This window comes from Gracilimonas sp. (assembly GCF_017641085.1).
Classification (GTDB): Bacteria; Bacteroidota; Rhodothermia; order Balneolales; family Balneolaceae; genus Gracilimonas.
Map to the genome: position 1 here is coordinate 446,239 of NZ_JAEPPI010000001.1, position 17,116 is coordinate 463,354.

Annotated in this window: 14 protein-coding genes; 5 read left to right on the forward strand and 9 right to left on the reverse strand. The window is 42.2% G+C overall.

What is annotated here, in order from left to right; genetic code table 11:
- Nucleotides 1–81: 81 nt before the first annotated feature.
- The 4 genes from JJ941_RS01805 to JJ941_RS01820 form a co-directional block, all read right to left on the reverse strand.
- Nucleotides 82–2,457, reverse strand: a complete 2,376-nt coding sequence (locus JJ941_RS01805) for an ATP-binding protein (protein WP_290961626.1) — start codon at nucleotides 2,455–2,457, stop codon at nucleotides 82–84.
- 63 nt (nucleotides 2,458–2,520) lie between these two features.
- Entirely contained in the window at nucleotides 2,521–3,630 is a 1,110-nt protein-coding gene (locus tag JJ941_RS01810) for an acyl-CoA desaturase (RefSeq protein ID WP_290961629.1), read from the reverse strand.
- Between the two features lie 58 nt (nucleotides 3,631–3,688).
- Nucleotides 3,689–4,888, reverse strand: coding sequence for a saccharopine dehydrogenase NADP-binding domain-containing protein (locus JJ941_RS01815; protein WP_290961632.1), 1,200 nt, complete (start codon nucleotides 4,886–4,888; stop codon nucleotides 3,689–3,691).
- 87 nt (nucleotides 4,889–4,975) lie between these two features.
- Entirely contained in the window at nucleotides 4,976–5,185 is a 210-nt protein-coding gene (locus JJ941_RS01820; protein ID WP_255132410.1) for a cold shock domain-containing protein, read from the reverse strand.
- Between the two features lie 382 nt (nucleotides 5,186–5,567).
- Between JJ941_RS01820 and JJ941_RS01825 the strand changes: the two genes are divergently transcribed.
- Complete coding sequence (locus tag JJ941_RS01825) at nucleotides 5,568–6,902, forward strand: aspartyl protease family protein (protein ID WP_290961636.1); 1,335 nt, start codon at nucleotides 5,568–5,570, stop codon at nucleotides 6,900–6,902.
- A gap of 83 nt (nucleotides 6,903–6,985) precedes the next feature.
- Nucleotides 6,986–8,512: a carboxypeptidase gene (locus JJ941_RS01830; RefSeq protein ID WP_290968025.1), complete on the forward strand. Its 1,527-nt coding sequence runs from the start codon at nucleotides 6,986–6,988 to the stop codon at nucleotides 8,510–8,512.
- A gap of 53 nt (nucleotides 8,513–8,565) precedes the next feature.
- Here JJ941_RS01830 and JJ941_RS01835 read toward each other — a convergent pair whose 3' ends face one another.
- The 4 genes from JJ941_RS01835 to JJ941_RS01850 form a co-directional block, all read right to left on the reverse strand.
- On the reverse strand, nucleotides 8,566–8,964 hold the full coding sequence (locus tag JJ941_RS01835) for a hypothetical protein (protein WP_290961642.1): 399 nt from the start codon (nucleotides 8,962–8,964) through the stop codon (nucleotides 8,566–8,568).
- 132 nt (nucleotides 8,965–9,096) lie between these two features.
- A complete protein-coding gene (locus JJ941_RS01840) occupies nucleotides 9,097–9,306 on the reverse strand; it encodes a cold shock domain-containing protein (protein ID WP_255132402.1) in 210 nt (69 codons plus the stop codon).
- Nucleotides 9,307–9,698: 392 nt separating this feature from the next.
- Nucleotides 9,699–10,478: a S1/P1 nuclease gene (locus JJ941_RS01845; protein WP_290961645.1), complete on the reverse strand. Its 780-nt coding sequence runs from the start codon at nucleotides 10,476–10,478 to the stop codon at nucleotides 9,699–9,701.
- Between the two features lie 73 nt (nucleotides 10,479–10,551).
- On the reverse strand, nucleotides 10,552–11,043 hold the full coding sequence (locus JJ941_RS01850) for a VOC family protein (RefSeq protein ID WP_290961648.1): 492 nt from the start codon (nucleotides 11,041–11,043) through the stop codon (nucleotides 10,552–10,554).
- A 144-nt stretch (nucleotides 11,044–11,187) separates the two neighbouring features.
- Between JJ941_RS01850 and JJ941_RS01855 the strand changes: the two genes are divergently transcribed.
- Nucleotides 11,188–13,536 (forward strand): PAS domain S-box protein, encoded by a 2,349-nt coding sequence (locus tag JJ941_RS01855; protein WP_290961651.1) that lies wholly within the window; start codon nucleotides 11,188–11,190, stop codon nucleotides 13,534–13,536.
- A gap of 355 nt (nucleotides 13,537–13,891) precedes the next feature.
- Here JJ941_RS01855 and JJ941_RS01860 read toward each other — a convergent pair whose 3' ends face one another.
- Nucleotides 13,892–14,365 (reverse strand): hypothetical protein, encoded by a 474-nt coding sequence (locus JJ941_RS01860; protein WP_290961653.1) that lies wholly within the window; start codon nucleotides 14,363–14,365, stop codon nucleotides 13,892–13,894.
- 260 nt (nucleotides 14,366–14,625) lie between these two features.
- Between JJ941_RS01860 and JJ941_RS01865 the strand changes: the two genes are divergently transcribed.
- On the forward strand, nucleotides 14,626–15,315 hold the full coding sequence (locus JJ941_RS01865; protein ID WP_290961656.1) for a hypothetical protein: 690 nt from the start codon (nucleotides 14,626–14,628) through the stop codon (nucleotides 15,313–15,315).
- Between the two features lie 3 nt (nucleotides 15,316–15,318).
- Nucleotides 15,319–17,106 carry an adenylate/guanylate cyclase domain-containing protein gene (locus JJ941_RS01870; protein ID WP_290961659.1) on the forward strand — a complete coding sequence of 596 codons (1,788 nt, stop codon included), beginning with the start codon at nucleotides 15,319–15,321 and terminating at the stop codon, nucleotides 17,104–17,106.
- Nucleotides 17,107–17,116 lie beyond the last annotated feature (10 nt).

The window sequence follows — 17,116 nt, forward strand, 5'->3', positions numbered from 1 at the left end:
GTTTTTAATACGCTCAATTTTAAGCAACCTTTTGGTCTCTATTTGAAAAAAAATGATACATCAGCGTAAAGCTCTGTAAAATCACGAAAACCATTTTCTCAGTGATGAATCTACCATACCCTTAGATATGGGTTTAGATATAAAGTCGTTCATACCGGCATTCAGGCATCGTTCACGATCTTCGAAGAATGCATTTGCCGTCATGGCTATAATAATCGGTTGGTTCTTCTGAGGTAGTGTTCCTCTTATTTGTAGAGTAGCTTCAATTCCATCCATCACGGGCATTTCCATATCCATAAATACCAGGTCATAGTTTTTGGAGTTAAGCAGTTCTAAGGCTTCTTTTCCGTTGGTTGCAATGTCCGGGTGAAGGTCATTTTTATTCAGAATGCTGGTAACAACTTTTTGATTCATTAAATTATCTTCAACCACTAATATTCTGAGCTTGGATAAATCCATCTCTTCATTATGGGCGGCTGATTTGATTACCTCTTCTTGCTGGTCATGCTCCGGAGGCTTGGTTTCTTCAGCTTCGATGGTAAAGAAAAAGGTGGTCCCTTTACCGGCTTCACTCTCAAACCAGATATCGCCGCCTAATGCCTCTACCAGTTTTTTACTGATTACCAGTCCCAATCCGGTTCCTCCGTGCTTCCTTGTACGGCTGGAATCTACCTGTGTAAAGCTTTTGAAAAGCCGGTGTGCGTCCTTTTTTGAAATACCGGCACCGGTGTCTGTTATTCTGAACAACAGATTACCGGGTTTTTGCACAGATACCATGGGGCGAATAAGAATAGAAATCTTGCCTTCGGAAGTGAACTTAATAGCATTGCCGATCAGGTTAATCAGGATTTGTTTAAGCTGTGTTTGATCCGTTAAAACCCAGGCGGGGACGGCTTCGCTAATCTCCAGAGAAACCGGAATGTTTTTTCCGGAAGAAAGTGGCGAGAGCATATTCAGAATTTCACCGGTAGCCTTGCGGAGATTAACGGGCTGGAAATCAGGTTTAATACCGGCAGACTCAAGCTTAGAGTAATCCAGAATGTTATTAATGATTTCGAGCAGGTTTTCCCCGCTTTGTTTGATGTTCCGGGCGAATTCTTGCTTTTCCTGTTCCGATTTTGATTCAAGGAGCAAGTCAGAAAGGCCGATTACGGCATTAAGCGGCGTTCTGATTTCATGGCTCATTGTAGATAGAAACTGACTTTTTGCTCTGGCAGCTTCCTCAGCTTTTATCCTTGCCCGGCTTAGGGAGTTTGTGAACCGGTAAGAAAGAATCAGGGATTGCAAAAAGAAGAAGGAGAAAAATCCAACAAAATTCAGCAGCAGATTTTCTTGAAGGATGGTCAGGTACTCTAAAAGGTTGTGCATGAAAACAGTAAATACTATGACTACACTGGCAAGGGCAAACCAAGCCCCCTCTCTTTTCTTAAATGCTGCTTTAATGTAAACCCAGGTGATGTAAGTCAGGGCTAAAGGTATAGATGCAAAAAACAGGTTAAGTATGGCAGTGAAATAAAATGGAGGGAAGAAAATGGTCACAAAAGAGAAGGCACCGAAAATTCCCGCAAAAACATAGATAAACTTCCTCGAAGCTTCCTGAGGGTATAGTTTATGGACAAAAATGCAAAACAAGGCCGCTGTAAAATACAATGAAAAGTATTCTGCCTTTATGGTAAGTATCCATGGGAGGTCAGGGAAGAGGTAATGCAAGGGATAAAGGCCGGTTCCAAAAATTCGGTAACTGAATAAGAAACAGACAAAGGCGAAATAGAACATGGGCAGTTCGTGGCGCCCGAATAGGTAGAGTCCCATAAAGAACAGGCCGATCATAAAAAGGCAACCGGTTAAAAGAAGGGTATAGCCTATTTCAATAGTGCGTTCGCGCTCAAGAAAATCCTCCATTCCCAGTTTTATGGGTAATCGAATTCCACCTTTGCTGTGCCTGAAGTTGGACACATGCAGAACTACCCGGAGTGTGTCTGACTGTATATGATCTATGGATACCGTACTTGGCAGCCAAAAAGGGGTATAGGCTTTACGGTTAGTTGCTACCTGTCCGTTTCGGGAAATCACTTCGCCATTGATATATAAAGTATAAGCGGTGTAAAGATCAGGAATGCTGATGGCCAGCGATGGGTGGTCACTCGGTTTAATGATCCGGACCGCATAGGTTGCATATCCGTAAGAGGAAAGCTCAGGGTCCTCATTCCATAAATGGGGAAAATCTACAAGAGGTGCGGCAGAGTCTTTGTTCACCTGGTCTGGAGGGATAAGATCACGCCAGTAAAAAAACCACTCACCATCTAAATCAATAACTTTCTCTTGCCGGAAATCAATGTCGGATAAATCAATCACCCCTTTTACAGCCAGTGGCTGGCCGATGGATGGTGAACTACTCAGTAATATCAGACTCCATATACAGGCTATGCTGTAATAAAGTTTGTGTCTTTGTTGCATTACTAACCCGACGAATTATTCAGTCAGAATGTATGCAAATGAAAGTCTTTTTAATATTAGAACTTAAACGGCTGTGGTAGGCTGCCATTCAAAACCGGGGTCTCCGAATTTTTTCAACGTACGGTAATGAGAAGCCACAGCCTGGCGAAAAGTAGGATGGTGATTGTAAGGAATACCGAATTCTTTGGCTGTATCCTCTACGATATAACTAATCTGAGGGTAGTGGATGCTGCATACCTTTGGGAAAAGATGGTGCTCAATCTGGAAATTCAATCCGCCAATAAACCAAGACAATGGTTTGTTCTCACGAGCAAAGTTATTGGTAGTAATCATTTCATGGATAGCCCAGTGGTTTTCAATTACGTTGTCTTCATTGGGCTCGGGGTGCATGGTTTCTTCCACCACATGCGCAAGCTGGAAAATGACACCAAGGATAAATCCGGCGGTGAGGTGTAGACTCATAAAACCGATTAACCAGTGGTACCAGGTAATATCCAATAACAACAATGGTAAAGCGATGGTATAGCCGTAGTACAAAATTTTTGTCACTATCAACGTGACCCATTCAGAAAGCGGGTGCTGTTTGTTTTCGTAGGGGCCCAGCGGACTTTTAAAGAAGTACCAGTAATCTTTAACAAAAACCCAGAAAAATGTGGCAAAACTATAGGCAAAAAAAGCCAGAATATGCTGTAACCGATGAACAGGCTTATGCTCCGAATGCGGGGAAAGCCGAATGAAGGCGGCTACTTCAAGATCTTCATCATGCCCGTGAATGTTAGTATAGGTATGGTGAATGATATTGTGGGTGATCTTCCAGATGTACCCGTTGGCGCCCATCAGGTCAAAAGTGAGTCCCAGCAGGTAGTTGATGGTTTTGTTGGAAGAATAAGCTCCGTGAAGGGCATCATGAGCTACGGAAAATCCAATACCGGCCATGCCCACGCCCATGGCAATACACATAACCCACATAAACCCAAGCGAGAATTGCCCTGAAATGAGGAGGGCATATGCTCCAAAATAAAGAGTAAGCAGCGCAACGGTTTTGATAACCATAGACGCATTCGCATGTTGAGATAAGTTGTTCTCTTTAAAGTATTGATCCACCCGCTTTTTTACCGTACGGCTGAATTCTTTGTCTATTTTATTGTTGAACGTAACTTTTTCTACACTCACAAAGCCATTGGTTTGTTAATCATTGCCATTTACCAAAATACGTATAATTGGATCAAAATCACTTATTGTCGGATATTATCTTCAACCCGCGTGCGGAAAGGCGCTGAACCAGTAATTCACCCAGTGCTGAAACGGGAGTTTTAAAACCCGATTTTGTCTTCAACTCATCGGAGTTCTCGGCCAAACATAAAGCCGATTCACATAAAAAAAACACCGTCGATTTATTGCCGGGATCACCGGGGTAACTCATTTTCAGTGAAGCCTTTTGGTTATCTTTATCTTCTGCAACAGCCAGTAATTTAAAGTAGCCATTCTCGATTTGTTCTTCTGAAGGACCTTCGCCCGGTGCCGGCATTATTTTTCGAAGAAGGTTTCTGAACCACTCAAAAGGCCCCAAGAGGGTAATAGAAAGCACAATAATTGATACCACAAAAAAAGGAACAGGATTAAACCATTGCCCCAGGGATGAATGTTCGCTATAGGAAATGCTCTCCGCATAAGGAGCACCCTGCTCTTTCATCAGCTCTGCTGTTCTATACACTACTTTGGAATTGATGGCCCCCATAATAAACGGTGCAGACCATCGCCTGATTGCTGAGTCGAAACCAAAAAACTGTGCATCTTCGGGTTTGTGAATGTTCTGTTCAGTGTTTTGGCTAAGCAACAGGGTGGGGGTATTCATCTTTTTATATTCACCGGTCTCAAACTTATTCAACATGGTAGCGATAGTGCCGCCGTTAAATCCCCCGCTGATTGAGTAATAACTTTTGATGCTCAGCTTTTCCGGTTGGTCAAACTCTTTTTGAAGCAGAAAAGCGGCAATGTCGGCCGGTACGGAATCAAATCCTGAAAAAGGAATCAGAAGAGCACCGGATTCCCTGGCCATTTCTCCATATGTATCAGCCATCTGTTTTATGAAGCCGACTTCACCCGTGATATCCAGGTAGTGAGTGCCGAATTTGGCGCAGGCTGCAATTACGTTTTCCCCATACAGAGAAAACGGACCGGCTGTAGTTATGACGATCTTTGTTTTTTGGACGACTTCTTCGACCCGCTCTTTGTTTAGGTTGTCAACAATAAAGCATCGGTTTTCAGGGAGGTCCAGTTTTTTAGCAAGTGCAGAAACTTTATCCGGATTTCGGGCGGCTATTCCCCATTTGAAATCTTCAGGGGCATGTTTTTTAAGGTATCGGGCCGCACGCCTTCCGGTAAACCCGGTAGCTCCAATAAGGATGAGGTCAAAAAATGTATCAGGCATAACGCATAAGTTGTAGAAAATAGCAGGTATAAAAAAACCCCTCACTTGGGTAAGTGAGGGGTTTATCTAAAGTATCAAAGGATAGAATTATCCGACTCTTGAAACTTCAACAGCGCTAAGGCCTTTAGGAGTTTCTTCGACTTCAAATTCTACTTCTTCACCGTCAGCAAGCCCCTCTTCAAATCCAAGGTTTTGAATGTTGTTGCGGTGTACAAAAATATCTTTTCCACCATTTTCAGGTTCGATGAAACCAAAACCTTTTTGAGCATCAAACCATTTAATTTTACCGTATTCCATAATGTGTTGTGTTGTAATGAGTGCAGCAGACTTTAATTAGTTCAAGAATTGAAGTGAATAAAGGTGCGGCTGCATAATTTATTGTTAGTTGTACAAACTATAGAGGGGAAACAAATACTAAACTAAATTACTAATACTGATTCTTACCATACATTTGCATCAGCACTAATATCTTCTTTATTACAATTAATACCAAATAATGCCCTGTTTATTTGGCGGATATGTCTATCAGGAAAAAATGTATTGTTTGTTTATAATTAGAATCAGATACTAAAAACTGAATCTCTTCTTTATAAAACAAGTAGAAGAGCATCGTTAACATAGCCTTGAAGCATATCTTGGTGTTGGAAGGAACCTAATTGAGGAAAGAGTGAATCAATTGTTGGCATTATTTAAAGGTGGAAGATATCGGGTAATAGTAGCCTCCATATGTGTGGTTTTATTTATTCAGTTGGCGGATACGAAACAAGTTTTTGCACAAGATTCTACCTCTTTTGAGCCTCAGAAAGCTGCTTTTACTATCAATGGCCGTGCAGACCGACCGGTTGTTATTCCATTCGAACTGGTGAATAACCTCGTTATTATCGAAGCCAGAATAAATGGCTCAGTTCCTTTAAAACTGATTGTAGATACCGGGGTTAGTAATGTTTTAATTACTTCACTTCCGAATGGAGAAGAAATATCGCTTAGAAGCACGCGTACGGTTACGTTGTCGGGTTTGGGAGAAGGGGATCCTATTGAAGCTTTCTATGCCGAACAAAACCAATTGAATATCGGGAGCGTTGAGGGATCAAATATTGAAGTGTTATTTCTGAAAAAAGATATTTTCAATCTTTCGGCCTTTATGGGGACGTACGTGCATGGGTTAATTGGCTATGACCTGTTTGCCCATTTTGCCGTGGAGATAGACTACATTGCCAAGAAATTGATTTTATATAAGCCGGAGGAGTTTGAGGAGAAATTCCAAAAACTTCCGGAACACAGGTGGTGGCACAAATATCCTATCACTATCGAGGAGAGAAAGCCTTATATAGATGTAGATTTTAAACACCGCCCCGGGTTACCGTACACCTCGCTTCGTTTGCTTATCGATTCCGGTTCAAGTAATGCTTTCTCCCTTTATAAAATCACTCGTGAGGATATCATAGTCCCGCAATCACATATTAAGGCACTTATAGGGGTTGGTTTGAGCGGAAACGTAAATGGGTATTTGGGAAGAGTCCAAAAAATGAAGTTAGGAGAAGAATTCATCTTTGAAGAGCCCGTTGTTGCCTATCCCGACAGCTTTGCCATAAGGAGGGCTTTTGAACTGGGAGATCGCAACGGGAGTATCGGTGGGGAAGTACTCCGGCGCTTTAAAATCATATTCCACTACCGCGATAATTATATTTTGGTAAGACGGAACCATAATTTCGGAGAAGAATTTCACTACAACCGTAGTGGAATAGATATAAATACTCCGCTTCCAAATATCCCGCTTTTTGTTGTTTCGGAAGTCCGGGAAAATTCGCCGGCTGACAGAGAAGGCATCAAAACAGATGATATAATTAAAAAAATAAACGGGGAGTCGGTGCTTGATATGGATCTGAATAAAATCATTAATCTGCTTCAAAAGAGTAAGCGCTCCAGAATGAAAATACGTGTCCAGCGAGATTCAGTATTTAAGAATTTTCATCTTTTACTTAATGATCAGCTCAAAGTAGATCCCAAAGAATAATATTTACCTAATTTGACAGGAAAATCAGCTTCAGAATTGGTAACTACTTCTCATTACTCTTCACATAAAACTTATGCACAACTATGAAATCAGGATTTAAAATATTTTTGTTTCTTTGCAGCTTGTCGGTAGTACTGCTACCTCAATTGGCTCAAGGTCAGGCAGTGGAAACTGATGACTTTTCAAAAACAGATTACCGAACTTCTAAAATAGACTGGTCTAAAACCTCCGAGCATCAGGTTACCATTAAAGGGAAAAAGGTGCCTTACACTACCACAGTGGGAAATCAGCCGGTTTGGAATGAGGAGGGCAAACCGATAGCCAGTCTTTTCTACACGTATTACGAGCGTTCGGACGTAAAGAATAAAGAGCGTCGTCCGCTGGTTTTTTCTTTTAATGGTGGGCCGGGTTCAGCTTCAGTTTGGATGCATATTGGATACACAGGCCCCAAAAAGCTAAAAATTGATGACGAAGGATTTCCCATTCAGCCTTATGGGGTAGAAGATAACCCGCATTCCATTCTGGATGTAGCTGATATTGTTTTTGTGAATCCGGTGAACGTCGCTTTTTCCCGCATTCTCGATCCTGAAACCGAGCGCTCCGAGTTTTTTGGTGTAAACGCTGATGTTGAGTACCTGGCCGATTGGATCAATACATTTGTAAACCGTCAGAATCGCTGGCCTTCACCCAAATACCTGATTGGTGAAAGTTACGGTACAACCCGGGTTTCCGGTTTGGCCAACGAGCTTCAGTCATCTTACTGGATGTATCTGAATGGGGTGATTTTGGTTTCCCCAACAGGACTTGGCGTAGATCGGGATGGTCCGGTAGAAGATGCTACAGCTTTGCCATATTATGCGGCCACAGCGTGGTATCACGATGCCCTGGGAAGTGAATTGCAGAGCAAAGATCTGGATGAAATCCTCCCTGAAGTGGAAGCTTTTGCAATTAATGAATTTATCCCGGCGCTTGCTAAAGGCGGATTTTTAGAGGATTCAGAAAAACAGCGTATCGCTGAAAAGGTATCCGAATATTCAGGACTTTCTGTTGAGTCTATTTTGGATCGAAACCTTCGCATTTCAACCTCCTTCTTCTGGAAAGAGTTGCTTAGAGATCAGGGGTTAACCGTTGGTCGCCTCGATTCACGATACCGCGGTGTTGATCGCCAAAATGCGGGAGAGCGCTATGATTATGACCCGGCGCTGACGGCCTGGAATCACGCGTTTACACCCGCTATCAATCATTACCTGAGAGATGAGCTTGGATACGAAACCGACCTGCAATACTGGACATTCGGGCCGGTTCATCCCTGGGACCGAAGCGGTGATAATACCGGTGAAGATCTGAGATCAGCGATGGCTGAAAACCCATTCCTGCATGTGTTGATTCAATCCGGATACTACGATGGTGGTACCAACTACTTTGATGCGAAATATACCATGTGGAATATGGATCCAAGCGGAAGACTCAAAGATCGTCTTTCTTTTAAAGGCTACCGCAGCGGGCATATGATGTATTTGCGGGCTGAAGACCTGGCTACTTCCAATGAAGACATCCGCGTATTCATAGAAAATTCCATTCCGGAAGAGGGAATGCCTGCCCGATATTAAAAAACAATTTCTCTGATTTGAAAAGGGATGCGTATAGCGTCCCTTTTTTTATTTTATGGAGCCTTAAGAGTGTCGGGTTTGGCGGCGGAAGCACCGAATATCCTCACTGCCCAATACACAAAAAATGCCCGAATGGAACTCATGTCGTCATCCATACACATTTCTTTCAGAAGCTCGTCAGCATATTTCCTGTATGAAAAGTCCAGGTACTGTTCCCTGATCAGCTGGTATAAAGCATCATGCACCAAAGAACCCTGCATGAAATTTTTGGTATCGATGGTTGGTCCGCTTGGGCCATCCCAGGAATATCCTTCTGAAATAAAAATCTTTCCGTTGGTATCGAGATATAGAAAGTTATTTCCCAGTTTTTCATCCGGGCGGATGTCAATAACTCTGGAATAGGATTCTACCAAAGTGTATTTATAATGTCGTCGTTTTTTGTAAAGAATCATTTGTTTCCCCATTGGTGAGTATAGTGACAAGAGTAGCAGGATGGGGCAGATGTTGCAAGAAAAAAATAGCAGGTAATAAAAAATCCCGCACTTAAAACTAAATGCGGGATTCAGATTCATTGAATCAGGATATCATTCGAGCAGATATACATCTACTGCGCTAAGTCCTTTGTCTGTTTCTTCAACAGCAAATTCAACTTCTTCACCGTCGTTAATATCCTCGTTAAATCCGAGGTTCTCGACGTTGTTTCGGTGAACAAAGACATCTTTTTCACCATTTTCAGGTTTAATGAAACCAAATCCTTTTTGGCCGTCAAACCATTTAATTTTACCGTATTCCATAATATATAATAAGTGTTGTTTCACAGGCACAGTGTACTATATGCTTCAAGATGAGCATACTTCATTTCAAGATCGGCTGTGAAGGTTTTGTGTTAGTTATACAAACTATTGAAGGGAAATAAATACTGTACTAATAAATAAATACCGATGTTACCTTTAATTTGTACCTCAAAGATCCCCTGAATATTGACCAATACCAAACTTCATTTCGGATTTTACACTTTGTGATGATTGGGGAGTGATGAGGTGAAATGGTGATGGAGTGATAAGTGGGGCGCTTATGGGAAATATTTCTAAAACCGAATTTTTCGATAAAAGCATAAGCTATCAAAATTTTAGTAGATCAGATATAAAAGTCACTTACCACATCACCATATCACTATTCCACCCAATCACTCATAAATCTCGTTAATCAAGCCCGCCATTCGAACGCCTGCTTTTACTAAGCGTTGCTCTACGGTGTCCCAATTTTTGTACGAATATTCGTAACTCAGCTCCTTGTCTTCCGGGAAATCATAAACCTGTGGCAGTAAAGCCTGAGACTCATACGCCCAGTCACGAATAGAAGTACTCTGCCATTCGCTGATTTGCTCTTCGGTAGGATGGTTTACAAAATCGGAGAGCTCAGTGTAGCTGAGCTGTTTGTCGTCTATCATTTCACTGTCCCACACCCGGTGCAGGTTAGAGTTACTCCAAAACCACTGTAATCTTACATCATTTCCACCACGATCGGTTCCGTTGCCTACATGCAGCGGTTGGTGCAGATCTCCAACAAGGTGAACCAATATCTTCAGGTTTTCCTCTTCTTGTTTTTGGGTGAGATTGCCTTCTTTCAGCTCTTTAACCACCTTCTCCAACGCCCATATGATATTGCCGCCCTCGGCTTTCTCTACTGTTTCATAGGTTTCACCTTCAGGAATGGTTACATAATGCCATGGGGCCATGAAATCGTAAGCATCGTCGGAGCGGACTTCATCCATCCAGGTGCTTACTTCTGCAAGGGACTCATTACCAAGAACACGTTCTACTTCAGCTGCGGCTTTGTCGGTGAGATACTGCTCGGCAACATGGCCGGTAGTGCGGTGGCCGATTTGTCCCCAGCGCAAAGCTTCATTCGCTGTTGATGTGAATCCTAAAGCAAAAATGGAAATAAGAGTTAAAAGCTTATTCATTAATAAATAGTTTGGTTTGAATTTTTTACAAGATAAGGGCGTCAGTATTACGATTCAGTAAAAACTTTTGATTCTACTTGAGCTCATTTAATAAATTCTGAAGATCAAGTGCTTTTGTGAACATATTCAGGGAGCCGTCCTCATTTCTGGGCCATTCATTTTCAGGTCGATCCCAATACAGTTCTACACCATTCTGGTCAGGGTCATCTAAATACAATGCTTCTGAAACCCCATGATCAGAAGCTCCTGAAAGCGGGTAATCAGCATCGATAAGTCGTTGCAAAATTTCAGCAAGATCTTTTCGGGTTGGATAAAGGATGGCCGTATGAAACAATCCGGTACTTTTTCTCGGTGCAGGTGGGGCTCCTTTGCTTTGCCATGTATTTAACCCGATGTGGTGATGATAGCCGCCGGCCGAAATAAAGGCAGCCTGATCTCCATAGGTTGTTATCAGTTCGAATCCCAAAAGTTCGCAATAGAAATCCAGAGACTGTTGCAAATCAGATACTTTCAGGTGCACATGGCCAATGCGGGTTTTAGCGGGGATTTGGTAAGAGTTTGCCATATGGGCTTAAAATTTTATGGTTCAATCCGATAATACGAATTCATGCCTAAAATGTAGTAGACGTGTAAAATATATAGCACCAGAGTTTCTAGCAGTCAAATTTAGTATTTTTCTGTAGGTTTCAGGGAAAATAAAACAGGAGTGATGAAGGACAATCGTAAAACATTAACCAGTTCAGAAGTTGAGCAGCTTTTTGAAGATGGGAGTATTATTGTTTTTAAATGTGAGCCTTCTTTTGCCTATCCCACAACATTTGTGAGTAAAAATGTAGAGAAGATACTTGGCTTTAACAGGGATTATTTTTTAACAACCCCAAACGCATGGTCTGGTCGTATTCATCCTGATGACAGGGAGAGGGTATCCACAAGCTTTCATAATATACTTGAAAATGGCGGGGCGGCAATTAATGAATACCGGTTTAAAAGAAAAGATGGTCGAATGGTTTGGCTTCGGGATGAAATTAAACTGCTGTATAACGAATCAGGAGAGCCATCATCAATATTAGGGACCTCTTTCGAAATAACAGACAGGAAAATATCGGAGTTAGAAGCTCAGCGGGAAATTGAAAACGAATTAAGAAACAGGCTTAACTTTCAAAACGCACTTTCATTGTGTTCTAACCTGTTGGTTGATGCTTCAGAGATCAGCGTATTTGATGAAGTTCTCAAGATTTTGCAGCGTACAACCGGCTCCGGCAGGGTTTACTTTTTCACCAATAAAACTACGCCGGAAGGGGAGCTTCTTGTCAGTCAGAAGTTTGAAGCTTGTGCAGAAGGTGTGATCCCTGAAATTGACAATCCGGAACTACAGAATATACCCTACAAAGAGTTTCCTTTCTTCTATCAAAGGCTTAAATCAAACCTGATTGTTAATAAACCAACAGAAGAATTACCGTCTCCGGAAAAGGAGTTGATGCAAGCCCAGAAAATATCATCTGTGCTTCTATTGCCCGTTTTTCAGGGAGATGATTGGTTTGGATTCATAGGGTTTGATTCTCTGACTGAGGCACGAAGCTGGGAACAATATGAGCTTTTGACCCTGAGAACTACGGTGGAAATTATTGGGAACTTTCTCAAACGTATTTCCATGAAAGAATCACTGATTCAGCAAAGAAACTTCACTCAGCAGATTCTGGATAACCTGCCAAGTATTCTTACGGTAGTAGATAGGAAAATGAATCTGCTCCTATGGAATAAAACCGGAGAAAAATTAACAGGCTACTCAGCTGATGAACTCAAAAATATGTCTGCATTCGACTTTGTTCCTAAAGAAGATCATAAAGAACTGATAGGAGCGATGAAGAAAATTCTGGCACACAATACGGCCGGCCAGGAAGTGAATGTGCAACATAAGAGAGGAATGATTAGCCCTTATTTTTGGAGAGGGAATATCATTGAGATGGATGGGAAGGAAGTATTTTTGCTCGTTGGCTTAAATATCAGCAAGCAGAAAGAAATGGAAAGAGAGTTGATTGAGGAGAAAAGGTTTGCAGATGCAATTATAGATGGCCTGCCGGGCACATTTTTTATGTTAGATGAAAACCTGAACCTGGTGAGGGCAAATAAAAACCTTGCGCAGGATATTGGATACTCGGTGGAGGAGCTCTTGAATCAAAAAATTCTGAACTACTTTTCTACAGATGATAAACAACAATTAGGCAGTAGGTTAAAGGAGCTCTTTGAAAAGGGGAAAGTAAGCTTGGAAACCAGTCCTGTATCTAAAGATGGTAATGAATTAACCCGTAATGTAAATGCGGTTCTGTTCGAACGAGGGGGAGAAACATTTATAATTGGAACCGGACAAGACATAAGTGATTTAAAGAAAAGAGAGAGGGAACTGCGGGCAAGCATTCACGAGAAAGAAGTGCTGCTGCAGGAAATTCATCACCGGGTAAAGAATAACCTTGCCGTTATCTCTGGTTTGCTGGAACTGCAGGTACATGAATACTCTGACCCGACCTTTAGCCGACTGATCCAGGAAAGCCAGATGCGCATCCAAACAATGGCTATGATCCATGAAAAGCTCTATAGGTCAGAAAGCCTGAGCAGGATCTTTATTCATGAGTACATTGATGATTTAATTGATCAAATCAGAAGCAGTATTAAAATTGGAAACGCCGAGATTAGCGTCAATACCGAAATCGAAGACGTAGAACTGAATATCAATCAAGCTATTCCATTTGCCCTGGCTTTAAATGAAATTATCTCAAACTCACTGGAGCATGCTTTTAAAGGAAAAGATCAGGGAAAGGTTACCGTAAAGCTGGAAGAAAGAGACGGGGTTATCTACAGTACTATCAAAGATGATGGAGTCGGGTTCTCAACAGAGGAAGATTTATCAACCTTTAACTCACTGGGAATGACGTTAATAAAATCTTTGCTTAGTCAAATTGAGGCCGAATGGACGATAGATGGAAAAGGCGGAGTTACCTATCGCATTGAATTCAGGAAAGACATGGAAAAAGGTTCAAGCAGCTCTCTCGATATTATCTGATCTACTACAAAACTGCCCGGTAAGCTATCCCCGAACAGACCTGTTTATTGACTATCCCATTCCCTTAAAATGTGAATTCCCCTACTCTCTTAATTACGTTTGGCTTAGCAATTTTCAGAAGTGTTTTGGGTACAAAAATGTGGATAACTATGTGGGAAAGTTGTGGGAAAATAGGTGATTTTTCTGTTGACAGTCGTCCGTGTTTTATGCTAATTAACTGGTGAACAAAGTCATCAAAAGTACTACGGTATAATTGATGGAAAGGTCGAAATAAAGTCCGCGGCCTTGTTTCTTTAAGATTTCAACCCGAAAGATTATAGAAAAGTGTTCCGGGCGATTTTTTTATGTCCCTGACTCAGCCTGCAAATTCCTGTATATAGGTCCGGTTCCCGGTGATGTAAACATCTTTCCTGTCTTTCACCATGTTAGCCAAAAAGTCGGCAGCTTCTTCATAATTGATATACAGATCCCCAATGGTAATGTTGTTGAAATAGTTATCTCCATAAATTTCCACACCTGCACTTCTCACTACTACTTTCTCAATGTCATCGTAGGTAAGTTTTTTTGAGATAATGCCATTCTGGAAAATCCCATCCCTGCTAAATACAATATTGAAACGGTGATAGGTAGGCAGCTGAATAGCAATTACAACTATTGCCAGTGTACAAACGGCAGAGAGGATGACTTTGAAAGCGAAGGGCTCATTGGTGCCGACCACAAAAAGTTGTACCAATACATACCCACAAATGAACATGGATAACGGTCCTAATGTGTACAGTGAGAGGAGTAACCATTTTTTAGGCCTTACTATAACCTCTTTCTTCGTCATTGCTATCCCTTTTTTAAACCCATTTATTTAACAAGTAAATATATAATAAATAATTTTTTAAATGACCATCCTAAAATTTAAATAAAGAAAAAGCTTACAAACACCTGTAAGGGTTTGAATTTGTTGTAGGCTGTTTTAATTGTACTAATTCACAATTCAAGACTCCTCAGTTACAACAGTAGGTTATTTTTAGTAGATTAATTGAGTTAAAAAGGGTGTATCGTTTCAATAACATCAACTCTAATTAAACAATGCAAGCGATGAAGGGTACTTTTGGATCACTATTTGTTGCTGTCATCTTCTTTCTGATTCTTCAGCCCGACTTATCGATGGCCCGCCAAAGCACGGACTCGGGTACCGTTGAGGGTGTTGTGCTGCTGGCGGCTAAGGAAAGTCCGGTTAGAGTTGGCGGAAGATATGGCCGTCCTTCCCGATCGTCAGGCGCCTCAACTTCATCCTCAGATTCCGTTCTTATTTGGCTGGAAAGTACAGAAGCTAATTCCGGTAGTGAGCAAAGAACGCCGGTTATATTTGATCAAAAAGGGTTGTCATTCCAGCCTTCGGTGTTACCCGTTCGGCTAAACGGTACCGTAAGAATCCGGAACTCTGATCCCGTATATCATAATGTATTCAGCCTATCTCCAAAGAACAGGTTTGATGTTGGGCGCAGGCCCAAAGGCGAATACCTTGACGTAACGTTTGATACACCCGGCGCTGTTGATGTTTTTTGTGATATCCACTCCAATATGCGGGCCACTATTTACGTGATGCCCCCGCGTGTGGTAACATGGATCAAAGTTAAAAGCGGTGATTCTTTCACCATCGAAGATGTAGAGGCAGGGAATTATCAGTTAAAGGTTTATGCACTGGGATTTCAGGAGCGGGCTATTCCGGTTGAGATTGTTTCCGGTGAAGCTGCGACTGTGGGAACCTTAACGCTTAGTAATTAAGCTATGAACAGAAGTCAATTTTTCAGTTTGAGGTGGAAGCTGCTGACCGGTTTTGTTGGCCTGGTACTTACTACTGTTTTGATTTTACTGTTCAGTTCCAGCCAGATTTTAGAGTCTCGCATTCGTCAGGATATCGATGCCAATTTCAGTGAGGCCGGACGAATATTTGAGCGTATTCAGGATGTCCGGTTTCGCCAGTTACGGCAAACAGCCATCTTACTTGCAGATATTCCAAGCCTGAAAGCGGCCATTTCTACCGGTGATACTGCCACTGTTAATTATGTGCTCCGGGAAGACCTGCTGTTCCTGCTCGATTTCGACCCCATCATTCCGGATTCGCTTGTTCCCAGTGAGTTCTATATGAATCCGGATTCGGCCGGGTTATTAATTATATGCGACTCGGAAGGTAAACCCCTGGGGCAAATGTCATCCACACCGCTTCCGAGATATTCCATTGCAGACAGGGCAGGAATCAGTACAGCCCTGCAGGGAGAAATGCCCTCGCAAAGCTATATCTGGAAAGAAGGAGACCGATATTTCAATGTGATTACCATTCCGATTTGGTCCGGGAATCAGCTGGAGGGTACGCTTTCGTACGGATTCCCTATCCGGCAGCAGGAAACAGAACAGCTTTCCAAAGACATAGGCCTCGAAGTATTGTATTATGTAGATAATCAGCTGTTGGCCGGTTCGTTCGAAGAAATATCTCCATCCAATAAAAACACGCTTTCCAGGAATATACACGCCGCAACTTTTGAGGTGCTGAAGAACGGACAGGCAACCTCAACCGAAGTAGCGTTAGGCTCAGAGAACTGGCTCATTTATATCGCACCGATGTTTGAAACCACCGGCAGCATCAAAGGGATTGACGGGTACTACGCAGTAGCTAAATCATTGACGCAGGAACTCATTCCACTGCAAAACCTGCAATTGCTGATATTTGGAATCGGGATATTTGCTGTTGCCGGCGCTATCGTCATCAGTATTTGGATAACAGGCCGAATCACCAAACCCATTTACCTATTGTTAGACGGCGTACAGCGTGTCGAAAAAGAGGACTTTAGTGAAGAAGTACCGATCACAAGCCGGGATGAAATCGGGGAACTGACACGGGCCTTTAATGAACTGGTGGAAGGACTGAGAGAGCGCTTGTTAATGCTCAAATTCGTTTCTGAGGCCACCCTTGATGCCATCAAGAAGAATATTTCACGCATAGAACCCGGCGGTGAACGAAGGGATGTTACCGTTCTCTTTTCCGATATTCGTGGATTTACTGCCTGGGGTGAAAATCACACGCCGGAGCAGGTCATTGATATGCTGAACAATTTACTGAGCTATCAGGCCGATTTGGTGCATAAGTTTGGCGGTGACGTTGATAAGTTTGTTGGTGATGAACTGGTAGCTGTATTTCAGGGAGAGGATAAGGAGCAACAGGCTGTGAATGCTGCGGTTCAAATTCAACAAAGGCTGAAGTCCCTGTTGCAGAAAGAGCAAGAAGATCTGGCGGTGGGAATTGGGCTCAACAGCGGTGAAGTGGTTATGGGGGCCATGGGCAGCGAAAACAGAATGGACTTTACGGTATTGGGCAGCACGGTCAATTTGGGAGCCCGATTATGTTCGGCAGCCAAGAAGCATCAGATTTTAATTTCTGAATCTGTTTTTCTGAATCTGGAACGTAAAGTGCCTGTCAATGAACTTGAAACCATAAAGGTGAAGGGTATTGAAAAGCCGGTTCAAATCTATGAGATAGACTGGCAAACCGAGGATATGATGTCAATCGCGAAGAATTAGGGAGGCAAAC